The 15,926-nt window shown below is 69.3% G+C and carries 13 protein-coding genes; 5 read left to right on the forward strand and 8 right to left on the reverse strand.

Going from position 1 to position 15,926, the window contains the following annotated elements; translation table 11 throughout:
• Positions 1–37: 37 nt before the first annotated feature.
• The 4 genes from ACZ5IK_RS14310 to ACZ5IK_RS14325 all read right to left on the reverse strand — a co-directional run bounded on the left by ACZ5IK_RS14310 (position 38) and on the right by ACZ5IK_RS14325 (position 4,733).
• On the reverse strand, positions 38–2,572 hold the full coding sequence (locus ACZ5IK_RS14310; RefSeq protein ID WP_465488082.1) for an FtsX-like permease family protein: 2,535 nt from the start codon (positions 2,570–2,572) through the stop codon (positions 38–40).
• Positions 2,572–3,330, reverse strand: coding sequence for an ABC transporter ATP-binding protein (locus ACZ5IK_RS14315; RefSeq protein ID WP_465488083.1), 759 nt, complete (start codon positions 3,328–3,330; stop codon positions 2,572–2,574). Before ACZ5IK_RS14315 ends, ACZ5IK_RS14310 begins: the two co-directional genes overlap by 1 nt.
• Before the next feature lie 71 nt (positions 3,331–3,401).
• The gene (locus tag ACZ5IK_RS14320) at positions 3,402–3,896 is read right to left on the reverse strand and encodes a PepSY domain-containing protein (RefSeq protein ID WP_465488084.1); all 495 of its coding nucleotides are present in this window, start codon (positions 3,894–3,896) and stop codon (positions 3,402–3,404) included.
• Between the two features lie 69 nt (positions 3,897–3,965).
• A complete protein-coding gene (locus ACZ5IK_RS14325) occupies positions 3,966–4,733 on the reverse strand; it encodes an SDR family NAD(P)-dependent oxidoreductase (RefSeq protein WP_465488085.1) in 768 nt (255 codons plus the stop codon).
• A gap of 106 nt (positions 4,734–4,839) precedes the next feature.
• Between ACZ5IK_RS14325 and ACZ5IK_RS14330 the strand changes: the two genes are divergently transcribed.
• Complete coding sequence (locus ACZ5IK_RS14330; RefSeq protein WP_465488086.1) at positions 4,840–5,973, forward strand: hypothetical protein; 1,134 nt, start codon at positions 4,840–4,842, stop codon at positions 5,971–5,973.
• On the opposite strand, the gene ACZ5IK_RS14335 is transcribed toward ACZ5IK_RS14330, so the two are convergent.
• From ACZ5IK_RS14335 to ACZ5IK_RS14350, 4 genes are all read right to left on the reverse strand, one after another.
• Positions 5,970–6,680, reverse strand: coding sequence for a type III secretion system chaperone family protein (locus tag ACZ5IK_RS14335; RefSeq protein WP_101611375.1), 711 nt, complete (start codon positions 6,678–6,680; stop codon positions 5,970–5,972). The two genes, ACZ5IK_RS14330 and ACZ5IK_RS14335, sit on opposite strands and share 4 nt — an antisense overlap.
• Before the next feature lie 187 nt (positions 6,681–6,867).
• Positions 6,868–9,465 (reverse strand): ATP-dependent chaperone ClpB, encoded by a 2,598-nt coding sequence (clpB, locus tag ACZ5IK_RS14340; RefSeq protein WP_465488087.1) that lies wholly within the window; start codon positions 9,463–9,465, stop codon positions 6,868–6,870.
• A gap of 72 nt (positions 9,466–9,537) precedes the next feature.
• Positions 9,538–10,737: an MFS transporter gene (locus tag ACZ5IK_RS14345; protein WP_465488088.1), complete on the reverse strand. Its 1,200-nt coding sequence runs from the start codon at positions 10,735–10,737 to the stop codon at positions 9,538–9,540.
• 75 nt (positions 10,738–10,812) lie between these two features.
• Positions 10,813–11,277, reverse strand: coding sequence for a MarR family winged helix-turn-helix transcriptional regulator (locus ACZ5IK_RS14350; protein ID WP_101611378.1), 465 nt, complete (start codon positions 11,275–11,277; stop codon positions 10,813–10,815).
• 269 nt (positions 11,278–11,546) lie between these two features.
• Between ACZ5IK_RS14350 and ACZ5IK_RS14355 the strand changes: the two genes are divergently transcribed.
• The 4 genes from ACZ5IK_RS14355 (at position 11,547) to ACZ5IK_RS14370 (ending at position 15,842) form a co-directional block, all read left to right on the forward strand.
• Positions 11,547–12,752, forward strand: coding sequence for a globin domain-containing protein (locus tag ACZ5IK_RS14355; RefSeq protein WP_410662683.1), 1,206 nt, complete (start codon positions 11,547–11,549; stop codon positions 12,750–12,752).
• Between the two features lie 459 nt (positions 12,753–13,211).
• Complete coding sequence (locus ACZ5IK_RS14360) at positions 13,212–14,312, forward strand: globin domain-containing protein (RefSeq protein ID WP_465488321.1); 1,101 nt, start codon at positions 13,212–13,214, stop codon at positions 14,310–14,312.
• Between the two features lie 158 nt (positions 14,313–14,470).
• On the forward strand, positions 14,471–15,226 hold the full coding sequence (locus ACZ5IK_RS14365; protein ID WP_465488089.1) for a lytic polysaccharide monooxygenase: 756 nt from the start codon (positions 14,471–14,473) through the stop codon (positions 15,224–15,226).
• 10 nt (positions 15,227–15,236) lie between these two features.
• Positions 15,237–15,842, forward strand: coding sequence for a DUF305 domain-containing protein (locus ACZ5IK_RS14370; RefSeq protein WP_101611380.1), 606 nt, complete (start codon positions 15,237–15,239; stop codon positions 15,840–15,842).
• The last annotated feature ends 84 nt before the right edge of the window (positions 15,843–15,926 follow it).

The following is a 15,926-nucleotide window of genomic DNA, read 5'->3' on the forward strand; positions in this document are numbered from 1 at the left end:
CCACCGGGGTGTTTCCCCGGAGTCGGTCCCCGTGTGTTCAGTCACTGCCGGACGTCGCGGCGTCCACGGCCTGGCCACGGGTGGCCACCCAGGCCGGGACCAGGGTCGCCGTCAGCGCGAGCACCGCGGCGAGCCCGATGATGGTCAGGTAGATCAGCGGCGAGCCCATCGGCAGCAGGGAATCGGCCGCCACCAGGCAGAACGGGACGATCGCGCCCGCCGAGACGACGGTGCCGAGCACGATCCCGATCAGCGCGACGAGCCCGCCTTCGAAGCCCGCCATCCGCAGCACCTGCGCCCTGGTCGAACCGGTGAGCCGCTGCAACCCGAACTCACGGCGCCGCCGCACGGTCGCCATCACCAGCGTGTTGGCCACCGAAATCACCGTGTAGGCGATGATCATCCCGACCAGCAGGTAGTTGACCCACGCGCCGACGGCCTGGTCCTTCGAATGCGCCGCGACGAGCGCTTCCCGGTCGCCGACGGACACCGGCAGCCCGGCCGTCACCTCGCGAAGCCGTTCGGTCAGCGCCGCCGGATCGACGTCCGGGGTGGCGCGGACCAGCAGCTGCCCGGCGAGCCCGGCGGTGGTGTGCGGGGCCAGGAGATCGGCCGGGAACAGCAGGCTCTCGAAGCCGGGTCGCTGGCTGAGCACCGCGACGACCTTGACGTCGGCAGGGGTGCCGTCGCCGAGCCTCAGGCTCAGCGTGTCGCCGATGCCGCGGTTGAAGTCCTTCGCGAAGACCTCCGGGAGCGCGACGCTCCTGCCGGTCAGCGCCTTCAGGTCTCCCTGGGTCACCTTGGTGTCGGTCGTCGCGCCCGCACCGGACGCGGTGAGGCCGATCGCCGGGCGTCCGTCGTCGGAGGAGTCGTACGGATCCTCGAGGAACACGCTGCTGGTGACGTACTCGGACGCTCCGGCGACCCCGGGCACGGCCTGGATCCGCTGGACCAGGTCCGGCGACAGCCCGCCCGCGGTCGAACCGATCACGGCGTCGGCGCGGACGTCCTCGGTGAACGCCTGGTTTGCCAGTTCTTGCTGGGTGGTCTGCAGGTAGATGTTCGCGGTCGCGATCCCGACGGCGAGCATGATCGGGGTGACCGCGCCCGCCGCCCGGACGATCCCGGCGCGGGTGTTGAGCACGGCGAGGTGCCCGTCGATCCCGCCGAGCAGGCGCATCGGCCACCGCAGGATCGCAGTCATCACCTTCGCGACGCCGGGGGTGATCATCGCGACGCCGAGCGCCCACAGGATCACCGCGGGCCCGGCGGTGCTGGCCGCGATCGGACCGGTCATCACCGCGACGGTCACGATGGCCAGCGCGGTGCCGCCACCGAAGCAGAGTGCGGCGAGCACGAAACGCGTCGGGGTCAGCCAGCGGCGGGTGACCGCGGCCTCGGCGAGCGCCTCGGTCGGCCGGATCTTCCCGGCGCGGCGGCCCGCCATGAAGGCGGCGATGAACACCGCGAGGATCGCGGCGCCCGCGCCGACGACCGACGGCAGCCAGCCTTGGTAGAACCGCAGAACCCCCGGCACGACACCGTTCTCGACCAGCTGGCCGAACAGCCACTCGCCGAGGATCGGGCCGAGGGCGGCGGCGAGCGCGGTGGCGAGCAGGCCGACGGCCAACGCCTCGCCGAGGACCATCCGGCGAAGCTGGCGCGGCGTCGTGCCGATCGCCCGCATCAGGGCGAGTTCCCGCGAACGCTGCTGGGTGGACAGGCTCAACGTGCTCGCGACGACGAACATCGCGACCATCACCGAGAGCCCGCCGGACACCGCGGCGATGACGATCAGGTTGGAACCGCTCGAATCGGCCTCGGGGAACTCCGCGACGCCGCGGTCGATGCCGCTCAGGACGGTCGCCCCGGCCGCGGCCTTGGCGACGTTCGCCTGCACCTCTTCGAGATCGGCGCCCGGCTTGGTGAAGACGCCGATGACGTCGGCCTTCCCGGGGTGCCCGGAAAGCCGGGCGGCGTCGGTGGCGGAGAAGAACACGGCGGCCTGCGTGATCGGCCGCGGCCCTCCCGCCACCCCGGCGACCCGGAACGATTCGGTCTCGCCGCGCGCGGCGACGTCGACGAGATCGCCGGGCTTCAACCCGGACGCGGACTCGACGACGACCTCGCCCGCGACGGGCGCGGCACCAGTGACCAGCGCGTACGGGGTCAGCGCGGCGGAATCCCAGGCGTGGCCGAGTGCCGGTCGCCCGCTCGCCGCGAGTGGGAAGCTCACTTCGCCGACGACGTCCGCAACGCCGGGCACCGACCGCAACCGGGAGACCAGGCCGTTGTCGAGCCGGACGCGCTCGGGGAGCCGTGCGTCCTCGAACTTGTGCTTGTCGTCGGCGTCGAGGGAAGCCGGGTCTTTCTTGGGCAGAGCGAAGGTCTGACCGCCGGTGACGAGGATCGGGGCGGCCGCGAGCCGCTGGGGTTCCGCGTCGCTGCGGATCCCGGTCTCCATCAGGCCACCGCAGGAGGCGACGATCAACGCGCCGAAGAAGACGGCGATGAAGGTACCGATGAATCCGCCCTTGCGCAGGCGCAGGGTCCGGAAGGCGAGTCGCAGCATCACGCACCCGCCCGCACGGGGCTGCCCCAGGCACCCAGGTGGGTCATGCGCTCGGCGACGACGTCCGCGGTCGGCGCGTGCAGTTCGTCGGCGATCCGGCCGTCGGCGAGGAAGATGACGCGGTCGGCGTAGGAGGCGGCCATCGGGTCGTGGGTCACCATGATCACCGTCTGGCCGGTCGTGCGGACCGAGGCACGCAGCAGTTCGAGGACTTCGGCGGCCGTGCGGGTGTCGAGCGCGCCGGTCGGCTCGTCGGCGAAGACCACCGCGGGCCGGGTGACCAGCGCTCGCGCGATCGCGACGCGTTGTGCCTGCCCGCCGGAAAGCTCACCGGGAAGGTGCTTGCGGCGGCCGGAAAGCCCGACGCGGTTGAGGATCTCTTCGACGACGCGGCGGTCCGGCTTGGCACCGGCGAGTTGCTGCGGGAGCGTGACGTTCTGCTCGACGGTCAGCGCCGGGAGCAGGTTGAAGGCCTGGAAGATGAAGCCGACCCGGTCGCGGCGCAGCTTCGTCAGCTTCGTCTCGCTCATTCCGGCCAGCTCCTGCCCGTCGAGCACGACGGACCCCGACGTCGGCCTGTCCAGCCCGGCCGCGCAGTGCAGGAAAGTGCTCTTGCCCGAACCCGAAGGTCCCATCACCGCGGTGAAGCCGCCGCGCGGGAACGCCAGCGTCACCCCGTCCAGAGCGATGACGCCCTTGCCGTATTCCTTGCGGACGCCGTCGAGCCGGACCGCGTCACCGTTCCACCCAGTGTTCATGGTGAAAACCCTAGAAATCCCAGGTCGGAAGCACCCTGGGGCAAGCGTGCGTCTCGTTGGTAGGGCGCGCCCTACCTCACCTCGCCGGTCTTGGCGTCCACGATGACCTCATGCTCGGTCCCCGTGCCGTCGCGAAGCCCGACCTCCCAGACAACGGTGCCGTCGGCGGCGCGATCGATCTCCATCTCGTCCAGCTCACCGGGCTGACGCTGCTGCGCGGACCGCAGCGCCTTGACCGCGTCGACACTCGCTTGTTCGGCCTTCGCCAAGTCGTCGCTCGGTTTGGCCGTTTGCTGCTTGCCGAGGATCCGAGCACCGTCGCGGCTCACGCGCACCTTGTGTTCCTGCCCGCTCGACGCGACCTTGATCTCCCAGCCGTCGTTGGCGTGTTCCACGTCGAAGACTTTCCCGTCGGGCACGGCGCCCGCCGCCGCTTCGATCGCCTTCACCGGCTGCGCGCTCTCTCCGCCCGGCGCCGGTGCCGGCGGGCCCGCCGGCGGCTCGGTGGAACAGGCGGCCAAGGCCAGCGTCAGCACTCCGGCCGCGACAAGACGTGATGACCTCATGATCGGAGAGATACCCGCCCGGCACGGGCTCGAACCGCCGTGCGGCGAGGTGCCGGTCTCACACACCCCTCAGGTGCGGCCCTTGCCGCCGAACCCGCCGCCGAGCTTCCGCAGCACCGCCCTCGGCAGCAGCCCGCCGACCGCGACGAGCGCCTTGTACTGCAGGCTCGGCACCGAGATCACCTTGCCGCGGCGCAGATCCGCGAGCGCCTCGTCCACGACCTGGTCGACGCCGAGCCAGAACGCCTTGGGGCCCGGCCGGTCCAGCCCGGCCCGCTCGTGGAACTCCGTGGTGGTGAACCCGGGGCAGAGCGCCATCATGCGGATGCTCTTCGGGAGCGAGGCCGCGATGCCCTCGGTGAACGAAGTGACCCAGTTCTTGCTGGCCGTGTACGTCGAACCGCGGCCGCTGAAGAAGCCGGCGACCGAGCTGACGTTGATGATCGCGCCTTCGCCGCGTTCGATCATCCCCGGCAGCGCGGCGCGGGTGAGCCGCAGGACCGCGGTGACGTTGACGTCGAGCTGACGCTGCAGCGCGTCCGGTGGGATGGTCCAGAAGTCTCCGTTGAGGCCGAAGCCCGCGTTGTTCACCAGGAGATCCACGGGCTCGTCCGCCAGGCGGGCCTCGACCAGCCCACGTCCGTCCACTTCGGACAGATCGGCGGGCAGCACGACGACGTCGACGCCGTGCGCCTCGACCAGTTCCGCGGCGAAGCTCTCCAGCCTGTCGACGTCGCGGGCGACGAGCACGAGGTCGTACGCCTCGGCGGCGAGCCTGCGCGCGAACTGCGCGCCGATGCCGGCGGTGGCGCCGGTGATCAGGGCGGTTTGTGTCATATCGGGAACCTACTCCTCAGTCGGGTTCCGGAGTCCAAGCCTGCTTGTCACCCACCGTGGGGACCTGGCGTGCATCCGCCCAAGTCGGGAAGTATCGTCCCGCACCATGGGGAAGCACAGCAGGCGCAAGCCGAGCTACCTGCCCAAAGTCGCGGCCGGCGCCGCGCCGCTGGCGTTGTTGTTCGCCGGTCCGGCCACCGCGCTCGCCGCCCAGACGGATCCGGCGATCCCGCTCCCTCTCGATCATCAGCGCGAAGGCACCCTCGAACGCGGTGTCGGCTTCACGAGCGAAGGGGACACGTCCGTCCTTCGCGGCTTCCTGACCAGCACCGAACGGAACGTCTACAGCAAGGACCTCGGCGACGCGAAGATCGTCGCGGACGTCCGCCGGTCGGCGAGCGAGACCATCGAGACCCGCGACGGCGTCACCGTTCGTCCCGACAAGGTCGGCGCGCTCGCCGCGGCGAAGACCGCCGAGGCTGTCACGCAAGGCCAGCGGGACACGGTGAAGCTCGACCGCTACGGCAGCGTCGTGGCCGGGAACGAGACCAAACTCGAGCGATCCGGCGCGCGGCTGACCGAGGCGGCGCTCGACCCGCGCACGGGCACCCCCCGCCTCATCTCCCAAGACAGCCGTGGTGTCGGCGCTTCCGAGGGGACCTATCACTCCGTCCGCCCGCTGCCCGGCGTCGGCGTGATCAACGAGACCGAACAGCACGCCACCGGAGGACTCGGCCGGGCGCTGCGGCTCGACGGCGGGTTCTCCGGCGACCTCGGCGGGATGCTGGAGACGGGACGGTCTTCCGGGCACGCCGTCGACCTCGGTGACTTCGCCGCCGTCGGGACGACGTCGGCGCAGCACGGCGGCGGCCGGTTCAAAGGTGTCCTGCCGCTGGACGTCGGCTCGGGCACCGATTTCGGCCAGGAACACGCGCTCGGCGGCACCATCGGTCCGGCGACGGGGCTGGTGACCACCGGGCAGGACGCGGATCTGGCGCAGCGCGGCGCGGGGCTCACCGGATCCGGCGCGAACACGATCAGCGGCGACCTCGGCATCGGCGACGTGGCGTCCGCCCGCGGCACCGCGACGACTTCGCTGCGCGGAGTGCTGCCCACGACCGATCCGGCACAGGCCGGGCGTCTGACGCAGTCCGGGACGCTCGACCTGACCGTGCTCGGTCAGCCGTCGCACACCGGCATGACCGCGAGCGCGCTCCCGCTGGAGCTCAAGCCGTCCTAACTCTTGGGCTCGATGTCATCGGCGGCCTCGGCCTGCCAGTGACGACCCGGGGCCTGGGCGTTGTCGTACTCCTCGTCGAACGGGTCCACGATGTCGGCGATCTCGCCGAGGTCGCGCAGCAGCCGCTCGAGCCGCGACGGGCCGGCGTTCGGCGCGACGCTCGCGAGCACCCACTCGTTCTCCAGCCACGCCACGCCGACGTCGCCGCCGAGCGAGTCGGCCGCGTCGACGAGTTCCTGCGTGATCACCTTGCGGGCACCCTCGGAATCGTCGGCGAAGGCGTAGCGCTGGCCGATCGGGCCGAGCATCTCGGGCATGTCCTGGCGCTGGAACGGCACGCTGGACAACCACATCTCCAGCGGCGTCTCGTGCACGCGGTTGCAGCGCACGGCGACCACGACCGCCGGGATCTGGCCCTCGGTCTCGATGTCGAAGATGAAGACGGGGCGCCGCCCGTCGGAGGTGAAGGTGGACCCGGCCACGACGTTGACCGCCACCTGCGCGCCGAAGTACCCGATCGCGCCGCCGGACCACTGCCGCGGCAACCGCTCGTCCTCCTCGACGAACTGCCAGCCTCGCAGCTCGGCCCAGCGCATTCGCTCGCGATTGCGCGAGCCCTCCTTCGCCCGGTCGGCCGCGAGCAGCGCCAGCCCCGCCACCAAGGCGACGGCGGCGATGACGAACCAGATCCACGCCGGAATACCCACGACGGTCAGGGTATCCCCCTGCCCTCACCGGATGTGATCGCCGGGCGCCGTGTCGCGCCCACCTTTCGGTGGCGGGCGCGGGAAAGACCACGAAAGACGCGGGAAAACGTCGACAAGTCGCCGTGTCGCCAAGGCTCGTGAGTGGCAAGGACGGTTAGAACCGTCCTTGCCACTCACGAGATCGCGGTCAGTCCACCCGGGTGACCGTCAGCGCTTCCGACGCCTCCTGGGCCGGAATGTCGACCCGGACCGTGTCGCCGTCCCGGACCTCACCGCCCAGCAACTGTTTCGCCAGCTTGTCGCCGATCGCCGACTGCACCAGCCGCCGCAGCGGCCGCGCGCCGTAGATCGGGTCGAAGCCGTTCAGCGCGAGCCACTCGCGCGCCCCGGCGGTGACGTCCAGCGTCAGGCGGCGCCGCGACAGCCGCGAGGCGAGCCTGTCGATCTGGATGTCCACAATGGACGTCAGCTCGTCGGTGCCGAGCGCGTGGAAGACCACGATGTCGTCCAGCCGGTTCAGGAACTCCGGTTTGAACTGCCGCTGCACCACCGACATCACCGCGTCGTTGCGCTGCCGCTCGTCGAGCGCCGGATCGGCGATGGCCTGCGAACCGAGGTTCGAGGTCAGCACCAGGATGGTGTTGCGGAAGTCCACCGTGCGGCCCTGGCCGTCGGTGAGCCGTCCGTCGTCGAGCACCTGAAGGAGCACGTCGAACACGTCCGGGTGTGCCTTCTCGACCTCGTCCAGCAGCACCACCGAGTACGGCCGCCTGCGCACGGACTCGGTCAGCTGCCCGCCCTGGTCGTAGCCGACGTACCCCGGCGGCGCCCCGACCAGGCGCGCCACCGAATGCTTCTCGGCGTACTCGCTCATGTCGATCCGCAGCATCGCGCGTTCGTCGTCGAACAGGAACTCCGCCAGCGCCTTCGCCAGCTCGGTCTTGCCGACCCCGGTCGGGCCGAGGAACAGGAACGAACCGGTCGGCCGGTCGGGGTCCGCGACGCCCGCCCTGGTGCGGCGCACCGCGTCCGAGACGACCTGCACGGCCTCCTTCTGCCCGACGACCCGCCTGCCGATCTCCTCCTCCATCCGGAGCAGTTTGCCCGTCTCGCCCTCCAGCAGCCGTCCCGCCGGGATGCCGGTCCACGCGCTGACCACGTCGGCGACGTCGTCCGCGCCGACCTCTTCCTTGAGCATGACGTTCTGCTGGCTGACCTCGCTGGCGGCCGTCGCGGCCTCGAACTCCTTCTCCAGCGCGGGGATCCGGCCGTAGCGGAGTTCGGCGGCCTTGCCGAGGTCGCCGTCGCGTTCGGCGCGTTCGGACTCGCCGCGCAGCTGCTCCAGCTGCCCCTTGAGATCGCGGACGCGCTCGATCGAGCCCTTCTCGTTCTGCCAACGCGCTGTCAGCGCCGTCAGCGTCTCCCGCTTCTCCGCCAGCTCCGAGCGCAGCACGGCGAGCCGGTCCTTCGAGGGGGCGTCGTCCTCTTTGGACAAGGCCATCTCTTCGATCTCCATCCGCCGCACGGCGCGCTCGACCTCGTCGATCTCGACGGGCCGCGAGTCGATCTCCATGCGGAGCTTCGACGCGGCCTCGTCGACCAGGTCGATCGCCTTGTCCGGCAGGAACCGGGCGGTGATGTAACGGTCGGACAGCGTCGCGGCGGCGACCAGCGCGGCGTCGGTGATGCGCACCCCGTGGTGCACCTCGTACCGCTCCTTGAGCCCGCGCAGGATGCCGATCGTGTCCTCTGTGGACGGTTCGCCGACCAGCACCTGCTGGAAGCGCCGCTCCAGCGCGGCGTCCTTCTCGATGTGCTGGCGGTACTCGTCGAGCGTGGTCGCGCCGACCATCCGCAGCTCGCCGCGGGCGAGCATCGGCTTGATCATGTTGCCCGCGTCCATCGCGCCTTCGCCGGTCGCGCCCGCGCCGACGATGGTGTGCAGTTCGTCGATGAAGGTGACGACCTCGCCCGCGGAGTCGGTGATCTCCTTGAGCACGGCCTTCAGCCGCTCTTCGAACTCACCGCGGAACTTGGCGCCCGCGACCATCGAGCCAAGGTCCAGCGCCACGACGCGCTTGCCCCGCAGCGACTCCGGCACGTCACCGGCGATGATCCGCTGGGCGAGCCCCTCGACGATGGCGGTCTTGCCGACGCCGGGCTCGCCGATGAGCACCGGGTTGTTCTTGGTCCGGCGTGAGAGCACCTGCACCACGCGGCGGATCTCGGTGTCGCGGCCGATCACCGGGTCCAGCTCGCCGGCGCGGGCGCGCTCGGTCAGGTCGACGCCGTACTTCTCCAGCGCCTTGAACGTGCTCTCCGGATCCGCGCTGGTGATCCGCGCGGAACCGCGCACCTTGGCGAACGCCTCGCGCAGCGCGTCCGGGGTGGCGCCGTGCCGTTTGAGCAGGTCGGCCACCGGGCCGCCTTCGGTGGCGAGGCCGACGAGAAGGTGCTCCGTCGAGACGTACTCGTCGCCGAGTTCGGTCGCGAGCTTCTGCGCGTGCGTCAGCGCCTTGACCGCGTGCGCGTCGAACTGCGGGCTCGACACGGTGGCGCCGGTCGCCGACGGCAGCGCCGCGATCAGCGGCTCCAGCTCCTTGTGCACCTGCGCGGGGTCGGCCCCGACCGCGGTCAGCAGCGGTGCGGTGAGCCCCTCACCCTGCGCCAGCAGGGCGCCGAGCAGATGCGCGGCCGCCACGTGCGGGTTCCCCGCCATCGTTGCCGCCTGTGCCGCCGACGAGATCGCCTGCTGGGTCTTCGTGGTCGGGTTGAAAGCGTCCATCCCTCACCTCGTACTAGCTGTTTTCCAAGTCTGTCGACAGGTACAACGTCAGAAAAGTTGAGTCTGTTCCGCTCAACTCTGAATCGGTCGAACTCCGGTCGGCGAGACGGCTTCCGCGGGCAACCGCGGGCCCACCCGGCCGAGGCCGACGACGGCCGCGCAGGCGCACGCGGCGACGAGCACCCACGGGATCCAGACTGCCACGGAGAACAGCGCGACGACGGCCGGAGCGATCACCGCGGCGAGGGTGAACGCGTATTGGAAGGCCGCCAAGTAGCGGCCTCGCGCCTCGGGTGGCGCCGCGGCTTCCGCCAGCGCCCCGGACCGCGGGCCGAACGCGAGATCGCCCGCGGCCAGCACGAGGGTCGCGCCGAGCAGGTAAACCGGCTGGAAGACCTTCGGTACGAGCACCACCGCGAGGCACGCCAGGCACCACACCGCGAACAGTGCCGAGCCCGCGCGCATCGCGGCGATCCGGGTCAGCCTCCGGGTGAGCCGCAACCCGGCGACACCACCCAGACTGGTGACGACGGTGAGCAGCGCGATGATCGCGCCGGGAAGCCAGCCAGGACCCTGCAGCGCGTTGAAGACGTACACCGGCATTCCGATGAGGAAGAAGTCCATCGTGAGCGCGAAGAGCCCGCTGAACACGATCAGCGCCAGGTAGGGGCGATTTCGCCAAACACGGGCGGGGTTCGAAAGCCGTCGCACGCGACGCTGGACCGGCGGCACCAGCGTCGCGAGGATCGCCGCGGCGACGACGAACGTGAAGACGTCGAGGATGACGGCGACATAGAGGCCCTCACGCCCGACCCACACCAGCAACCCGGCGGCCGCGAGCCCGCCGAGCCCGAAGCCGGCGGAGCGCACCATCGCGGCTTCGGCGAACGGCCGGTCCTTCGGCCCTTCGCCCGCGACGTCCGCGATGAGCGAGAACTGCGAGCTGTAGAACAACTGCTGCCCGGCCGCGAGCATGACCGACGCGCCGACGACCCCGGTGAAACCGCCGGCCAGCAGGAACGCGCCCACCCCGGCGGCCTGGAGGAGGTGGGAGCAGATCATCACCGTCCGCGGGCCGAAAAGATCCACGAACCGCCCCGCGAACACGGGGACGAGGAGCCCGGCCAGCGCACCGAGGGTGACGGCCGCCCCCGCTTGGGCGAGCGGAAGACCCACCACACGGATGACGAAGACGAGGCCCAGCGGGAGGAAGAGTCCCGAGCCGAAGTTGTCGATTCCCAAAGCGACCAGCAACGCGACCCTGCTCCGCACAACTTCGACGCTACCGGCGCCACAGCGCTACGAAAGGTCCGTTCAGTCAAGACCGACGGGTAGCAACGGCCGCTCTCAAACGTCGCAAGTCCGTACCGACAGGACGGCGCGAACGTCGGCGTTCATCTCCGCCAGGCGCGTGGTCAGTTCGAGGACCTTCTCCTCGTCCCAATCACCGAGCGCGCGCTCCATGAACTTCAGATAACCGGCCCGCCGTCGGCCCAGTTCCTCGTGGCCCTGTTCGGAGATGCTGATGATCGACGCGCGGCCGTCCTCGGGCGCGGGTCGGCGGTCGACCATGCCCGCGGCGGACAGCTGGGAGATTTGTCGGCTCACGACGGAAAGGTCCACAAAGCGCCGTTTGGCCAGTTCCGAGGGGCGCGCTTCGCCGTGCTTCGCGAGGTCGGACAGCAGCATCGCGGCCGCCGGATGCAGACCGGGGTCGTCCTGCCAGGCCTGCATGATCCAAGCGTGCTGCAGCTGGGAGGCGGCCTTCAGCTCACGCATCAGTTCGACCCTGGCGTCGTCGGCGGAGCTCATCGTTGCCTCCCAGCTACTTGTACAGTACAACTTTATTCGGCGACACTTGCGTAAGGCAACTATTTACCTCGTGAGATCGCCCACTGCGACCCGGATTCGAGTACACCCGTCCGGAGCAACGATGCAGGCAAAAGGTCTCTCGACAGCTAGTCTCGCGAGCGAGCCGGAACCAGCCGACCGGCCGACAGCCACTGACCGGAGAGGTGAATGATCCGTGAATCCTTCTCCGGTGGTCCCTCGTCCGTGAACCGTCGGATTCCCCTTCCGGTATGCACTTCCCGATCAGCGACTCCCAGCCCGTGACGGCCGACGCGGTCAGCCCGGTCCCCCGGTCCTCGGCGCCGAGGGAAGCCCCGCCCGCGGTCACCGCGATGGTGCGGCTCATCCGTGACACGTGGGCGAAGTCGGAACCCTTCATCCCGGAGATCTCCCAGTTCTTCTACGGGATGCTGTTCACCCTCGCGCCCGCGACCCGGGACTTCTTCCCGATCAACATGGAGGTCCAGCGCGGCAGGCTGGTGCGGGCGCTGGTCCACATCGTGCAGATGGTCGACCGGCCGGACGACCTCGTGCCGTTCCTGACGCAGCTCGGCCGCGACCACCGCAAGTTCGGCGTCATCCCGCGGCATTACGAGGCCGTCGGCACCGCGCTGCTCGCCTCGCTCAAGAACCACCTCGGTCCGGACTGGACACCGGAGGTCGAACGGGCCTGGGCGGAGGCGTTCACCATCGTCGCCAGGGCGATGCAGGAGGCCGCCGCGGCCGACGTCAACCCGGCGTCGTGGTCGGCCACCGTGCTCGAACACCGGCGGCTCACCTGGGATCTCGCCCTGGTCCGCGTCCAGCCCGAATTCCCGGTGCCGTACCAGCCTGGGCAGTACATGAGTGTCGAAGTCCCGCAGCGGCCGAGGCTCTGGCGCTATCTGTCGCCGGCGAACGCGCCGCGCGAGGACGGCGGCATCGAGTTCCACGTGCGCGCCGTCGACGGTGGCTGGGTGTCCCGCGCGATCGTGAGTCACACACAGCCGGGCGACGTCTGGCGACTGGGTCCGCCGCTGGGCAGGCTTTCGATCGACCGCGCCGACGGCCGCCCCGTCCTGATGATCGCGGGCGGCACCGGCGTCGCGCCGTTGCGCGCCATTTTGGACGACCTCGCGCAGTGGGGCGAGAATCCCAAGGTCCAGCTGTTCTACGGTGGACCGTCGCGTGAGGACCTGTACGACCTCGACGAGTTGCGCGCCCTCGCTGCCACCAACCCCTGGCTCACCGTGACCCCGGTGGTCGAGCGCGGCGAGGAAGCGCCCGGTTGCGTCCAGGGCACCCTCGCGGAAGCCGTCACCCAGAACGGATCCTGGCCGGGCCACCGGATCCTCGTCTCCGGTTCGCCGACGATGATCCGCGCGACGGTGTCCCGGATGCTGGTCGCGGGCAGCGCACTCGACCAGATCACGTACGACCCCTTCACCATCGACTAGACCCCGGTGAATGCGACTCCACAATGGAGATCAGCAAAAACCGGCGCACCGTTACGTAACCGGCTAATCGCGGAAAGAACGCCACCCGATCGGCGGATCATGTTTCGCCGCGAACTGGCGAAAAACCACTGGTGAGCAACAAAAAGCGCCCGCGCATGATCACCTTTACTTAGTGCCAGATGGCGTTGACGGCGCGTATATCGCTTGGTCCGTTCGAGCGGGAAACATCCATTCGCGGATCCTTTTACGACTTTCGGGCCTACAGTCGAGAACCTTCAGGGGAACAAGAGCACCATCACGACATCGGGTCTGGAGAATATGCCCGATCAAACAGGAGAACATCGTTCACCCATGACAGCAGAAACAGTGAAATACGAACATCCACCGAGTTCGTCGAGATCTTCACCGGTTCCCGTCCCGCCTCTGGTCGAAGCACCCGCCGCGGACAAGACCGTCCAGATGGCGAAGCTCATCCGGGAAAGTTTCGCCTCCGTCGAAACGAGAGCCGAAGAGCTGTCCCAGTACTTCTACGGGGTACTCTTCTCCGTTTCGCCGGATGCCAGGGCATTGTTCCCGATCAACATGGCCACGCAACGAAATCGTTTACTGCGCGCCCTCGTCTACGTCGTACAGATGGTGGACCGGCCCGACGAACTGACCACTTTCCTCGCCCAGCTCGGCCGGGATCACCGGAAGTTCGACGTCCTCGGCCGCCACTACGACGCTGTCGGCGTCGCGCTCATCGCCGCGCTGAAAAGGTTCTTGAAGGACGACTGGACGCCGGAGGTGGAAGACGCCTGGGTCACCGCGTACGGCGTCATTTCGAAGAGCATGCGCGAAGCCGCGGGCAAGGAGATCGGGCCCGCGTGGTGGAAGGCGACGGTCATCGAACACCGTCTCGCGTCCCGCGACGTCGCCATCATCAAGGTGCGCACGGATCAGCCGCTCCCGTACCGCGCCGGCGGTTACGTCAGCGTCGAGGTCCCCCAGAGGCCCCGGATGTGGCGGTACTTCTCACCCGCCACCGCGCCGCACGACGACGGGACGATGGAGTTCCACGTGCACGCCGTGCGCGGCGGCTGGGTCTCGCGCGCGATCGCCCACCACACCCGGTTCGGCGACGTCTGGCGCCTCGGCCCCTCGCTCGGCGCGCTTTCGGTGCACCACACGGAAAGCCGTCCGCTGCTGATGATCGGCGGCGGTACCGGGATCGCGCCACTGCTCGCCCTGATCGACGACATGTCACGCTGGCGGCACAACCCGCCGGTACACCTGTTCTTCGGCGGCCGGAGGCCGGAAGACCTCTACGCCCTCGACGAGCTCCGCGGGCTGACCGTCACCTGCCCTTGGCTGACGGTGACGCCGGTGACCGAGGAAGGCACCATCACCGGCGGTGACCGCGGCACGCTCGCCACGGCGGTCACGCAGCGCGGCGACTGGAAGGACCGCGACGTGTACGTCGCCGGGTCACCGTCGATGATCCGCGCGACGATCGCGAAACTGCTCGCCGCCGGCACGGACCTGGCGCGGATCAAGTACGACCCCTTCACCCTGGACTGATCCAGTGGTTCGTTCGTATTAGGCCGTTCGGCTGTTCTACCTGGGCTCTATGCAGCAGTAGGTCTGTGAATCATTGACCACGGTCACCGTCGGATTTATGGTCTAGACCACATTGCTCCCCCTCACGGGAACACCGTCGTTCCACCCCAGGAGCCGGCATGACCGTCAAACGCAAACTCGTGGCAGCCGCCGCCGGTGCGATCCTCGCCCCGATCGCCATCGTGGCCATCCCGCAGGTGGCCAGCGCGCACGGCTACGTGCTGACCCCGCCCAGCCGCCAGGCGAACTGCGCCCAGGGCAAGGTTTCGGGCTGCGGCAGCATCGTCTACGAACCCCAGAGTGTCGAGGGCCCCAAGGGGCTACGCAGCTGTAACGGCGGCCTCCCGGGGTTCGCGCAGCTCAACGACGATTCGAAGCCGTGGCCCGCCGCGTCGGTCGGCAACAGCGTGACCTTCAACTGGAAGTTCACCGCCTACCACCGGACCACGAACTACGAGTACTACATCGGCGGCACCAAGATCGCCGACATCAGCGGGAACAACTCCGCGCCGAAGGACCCGACGTCCCACACGGTGAGCTTGAACGGCTTCAGCGGCCGTCAGAAGGTGCTCGCCATCTGGAACATCGCGGACACGCCGATGGCCTTCTACAGCTGCATCGACCTGCAGATCGGCGGCGGCAACCCGCCCACCAGCACCAGCAACCCGCCGACCACCAGCAACCCGCCGTCGACGTCGAACCCCCCGACCAGCACCAGCAACCCGCCCGCCGGCGGCACCTGGGCGACCGGAACGGCTTACGCGGTCGGCAGCACGGTGACCTACGGCGGCGCGAGCTACCGCTGCCAGCTGGCACACACGGCGATCCAGGGCTGGGAACCCCCGAACACCCCGGCGCTGTGGTCTCGGCAGTAAGGACACGGCAGTGAAGCTCGCCCTCGTTCTCGTCGCCGGTCTCGTGGCCCTCGTGGGCTGCGGGGCCGGCGATGGCTCACCCAACACCGCCGGCGCCCCGATCTCCCCGGTTCCTCAGTCGGCCACGGGCGCCCCGGCGTCCGCGGAGTACAACGACGCCGACGTGATGTTCCTGCAGATGATGCTCGCCCACAACAGCCAGGGCGTGGAGATCGTCAAGCTGGTGCCCGCCAAACAGGCGCAGAAGGAGGAGCTCAAGAATCTCGCGGCCGCCATCGAGGCGACGCAGCAGACCGAGAGCACCGACATGCGGAACTGGCTGAAGGCCTGGGGCAAACCCGAGACGGGCTCGATGGATCCGCACGCGCACCACCATCACGGTGGCGACGGGCTCACGGACAAGGGACTGCTCGAGGCACTGTCCAAAAAGGACGGCCAGGAGTTCACCCTCGACTTCGCCGACATCTTCGTCGCGCACCAGCACAACGGGGTCGCGCTGGCGAGGACCGAGCTGAAGGACGGCAAGAACCCGGAGTCGAAGGCGCTGGCACAGCGGATCATGGACTCGCGTACCGGCGAAGTCCAGCAGATCCGCACCCTGGTCCCCGGCCAGTGAACCTTCGGTCCATCTCGTGAGTGGTAAGGGCGGTTCTGGTGGATCCGTATTTGTCTACCCACTGGATCCTGGGTGAGCGGGGAA

The organism is Amycolatopsis sp. NPDC031561 (assembly GCF_055580625.1).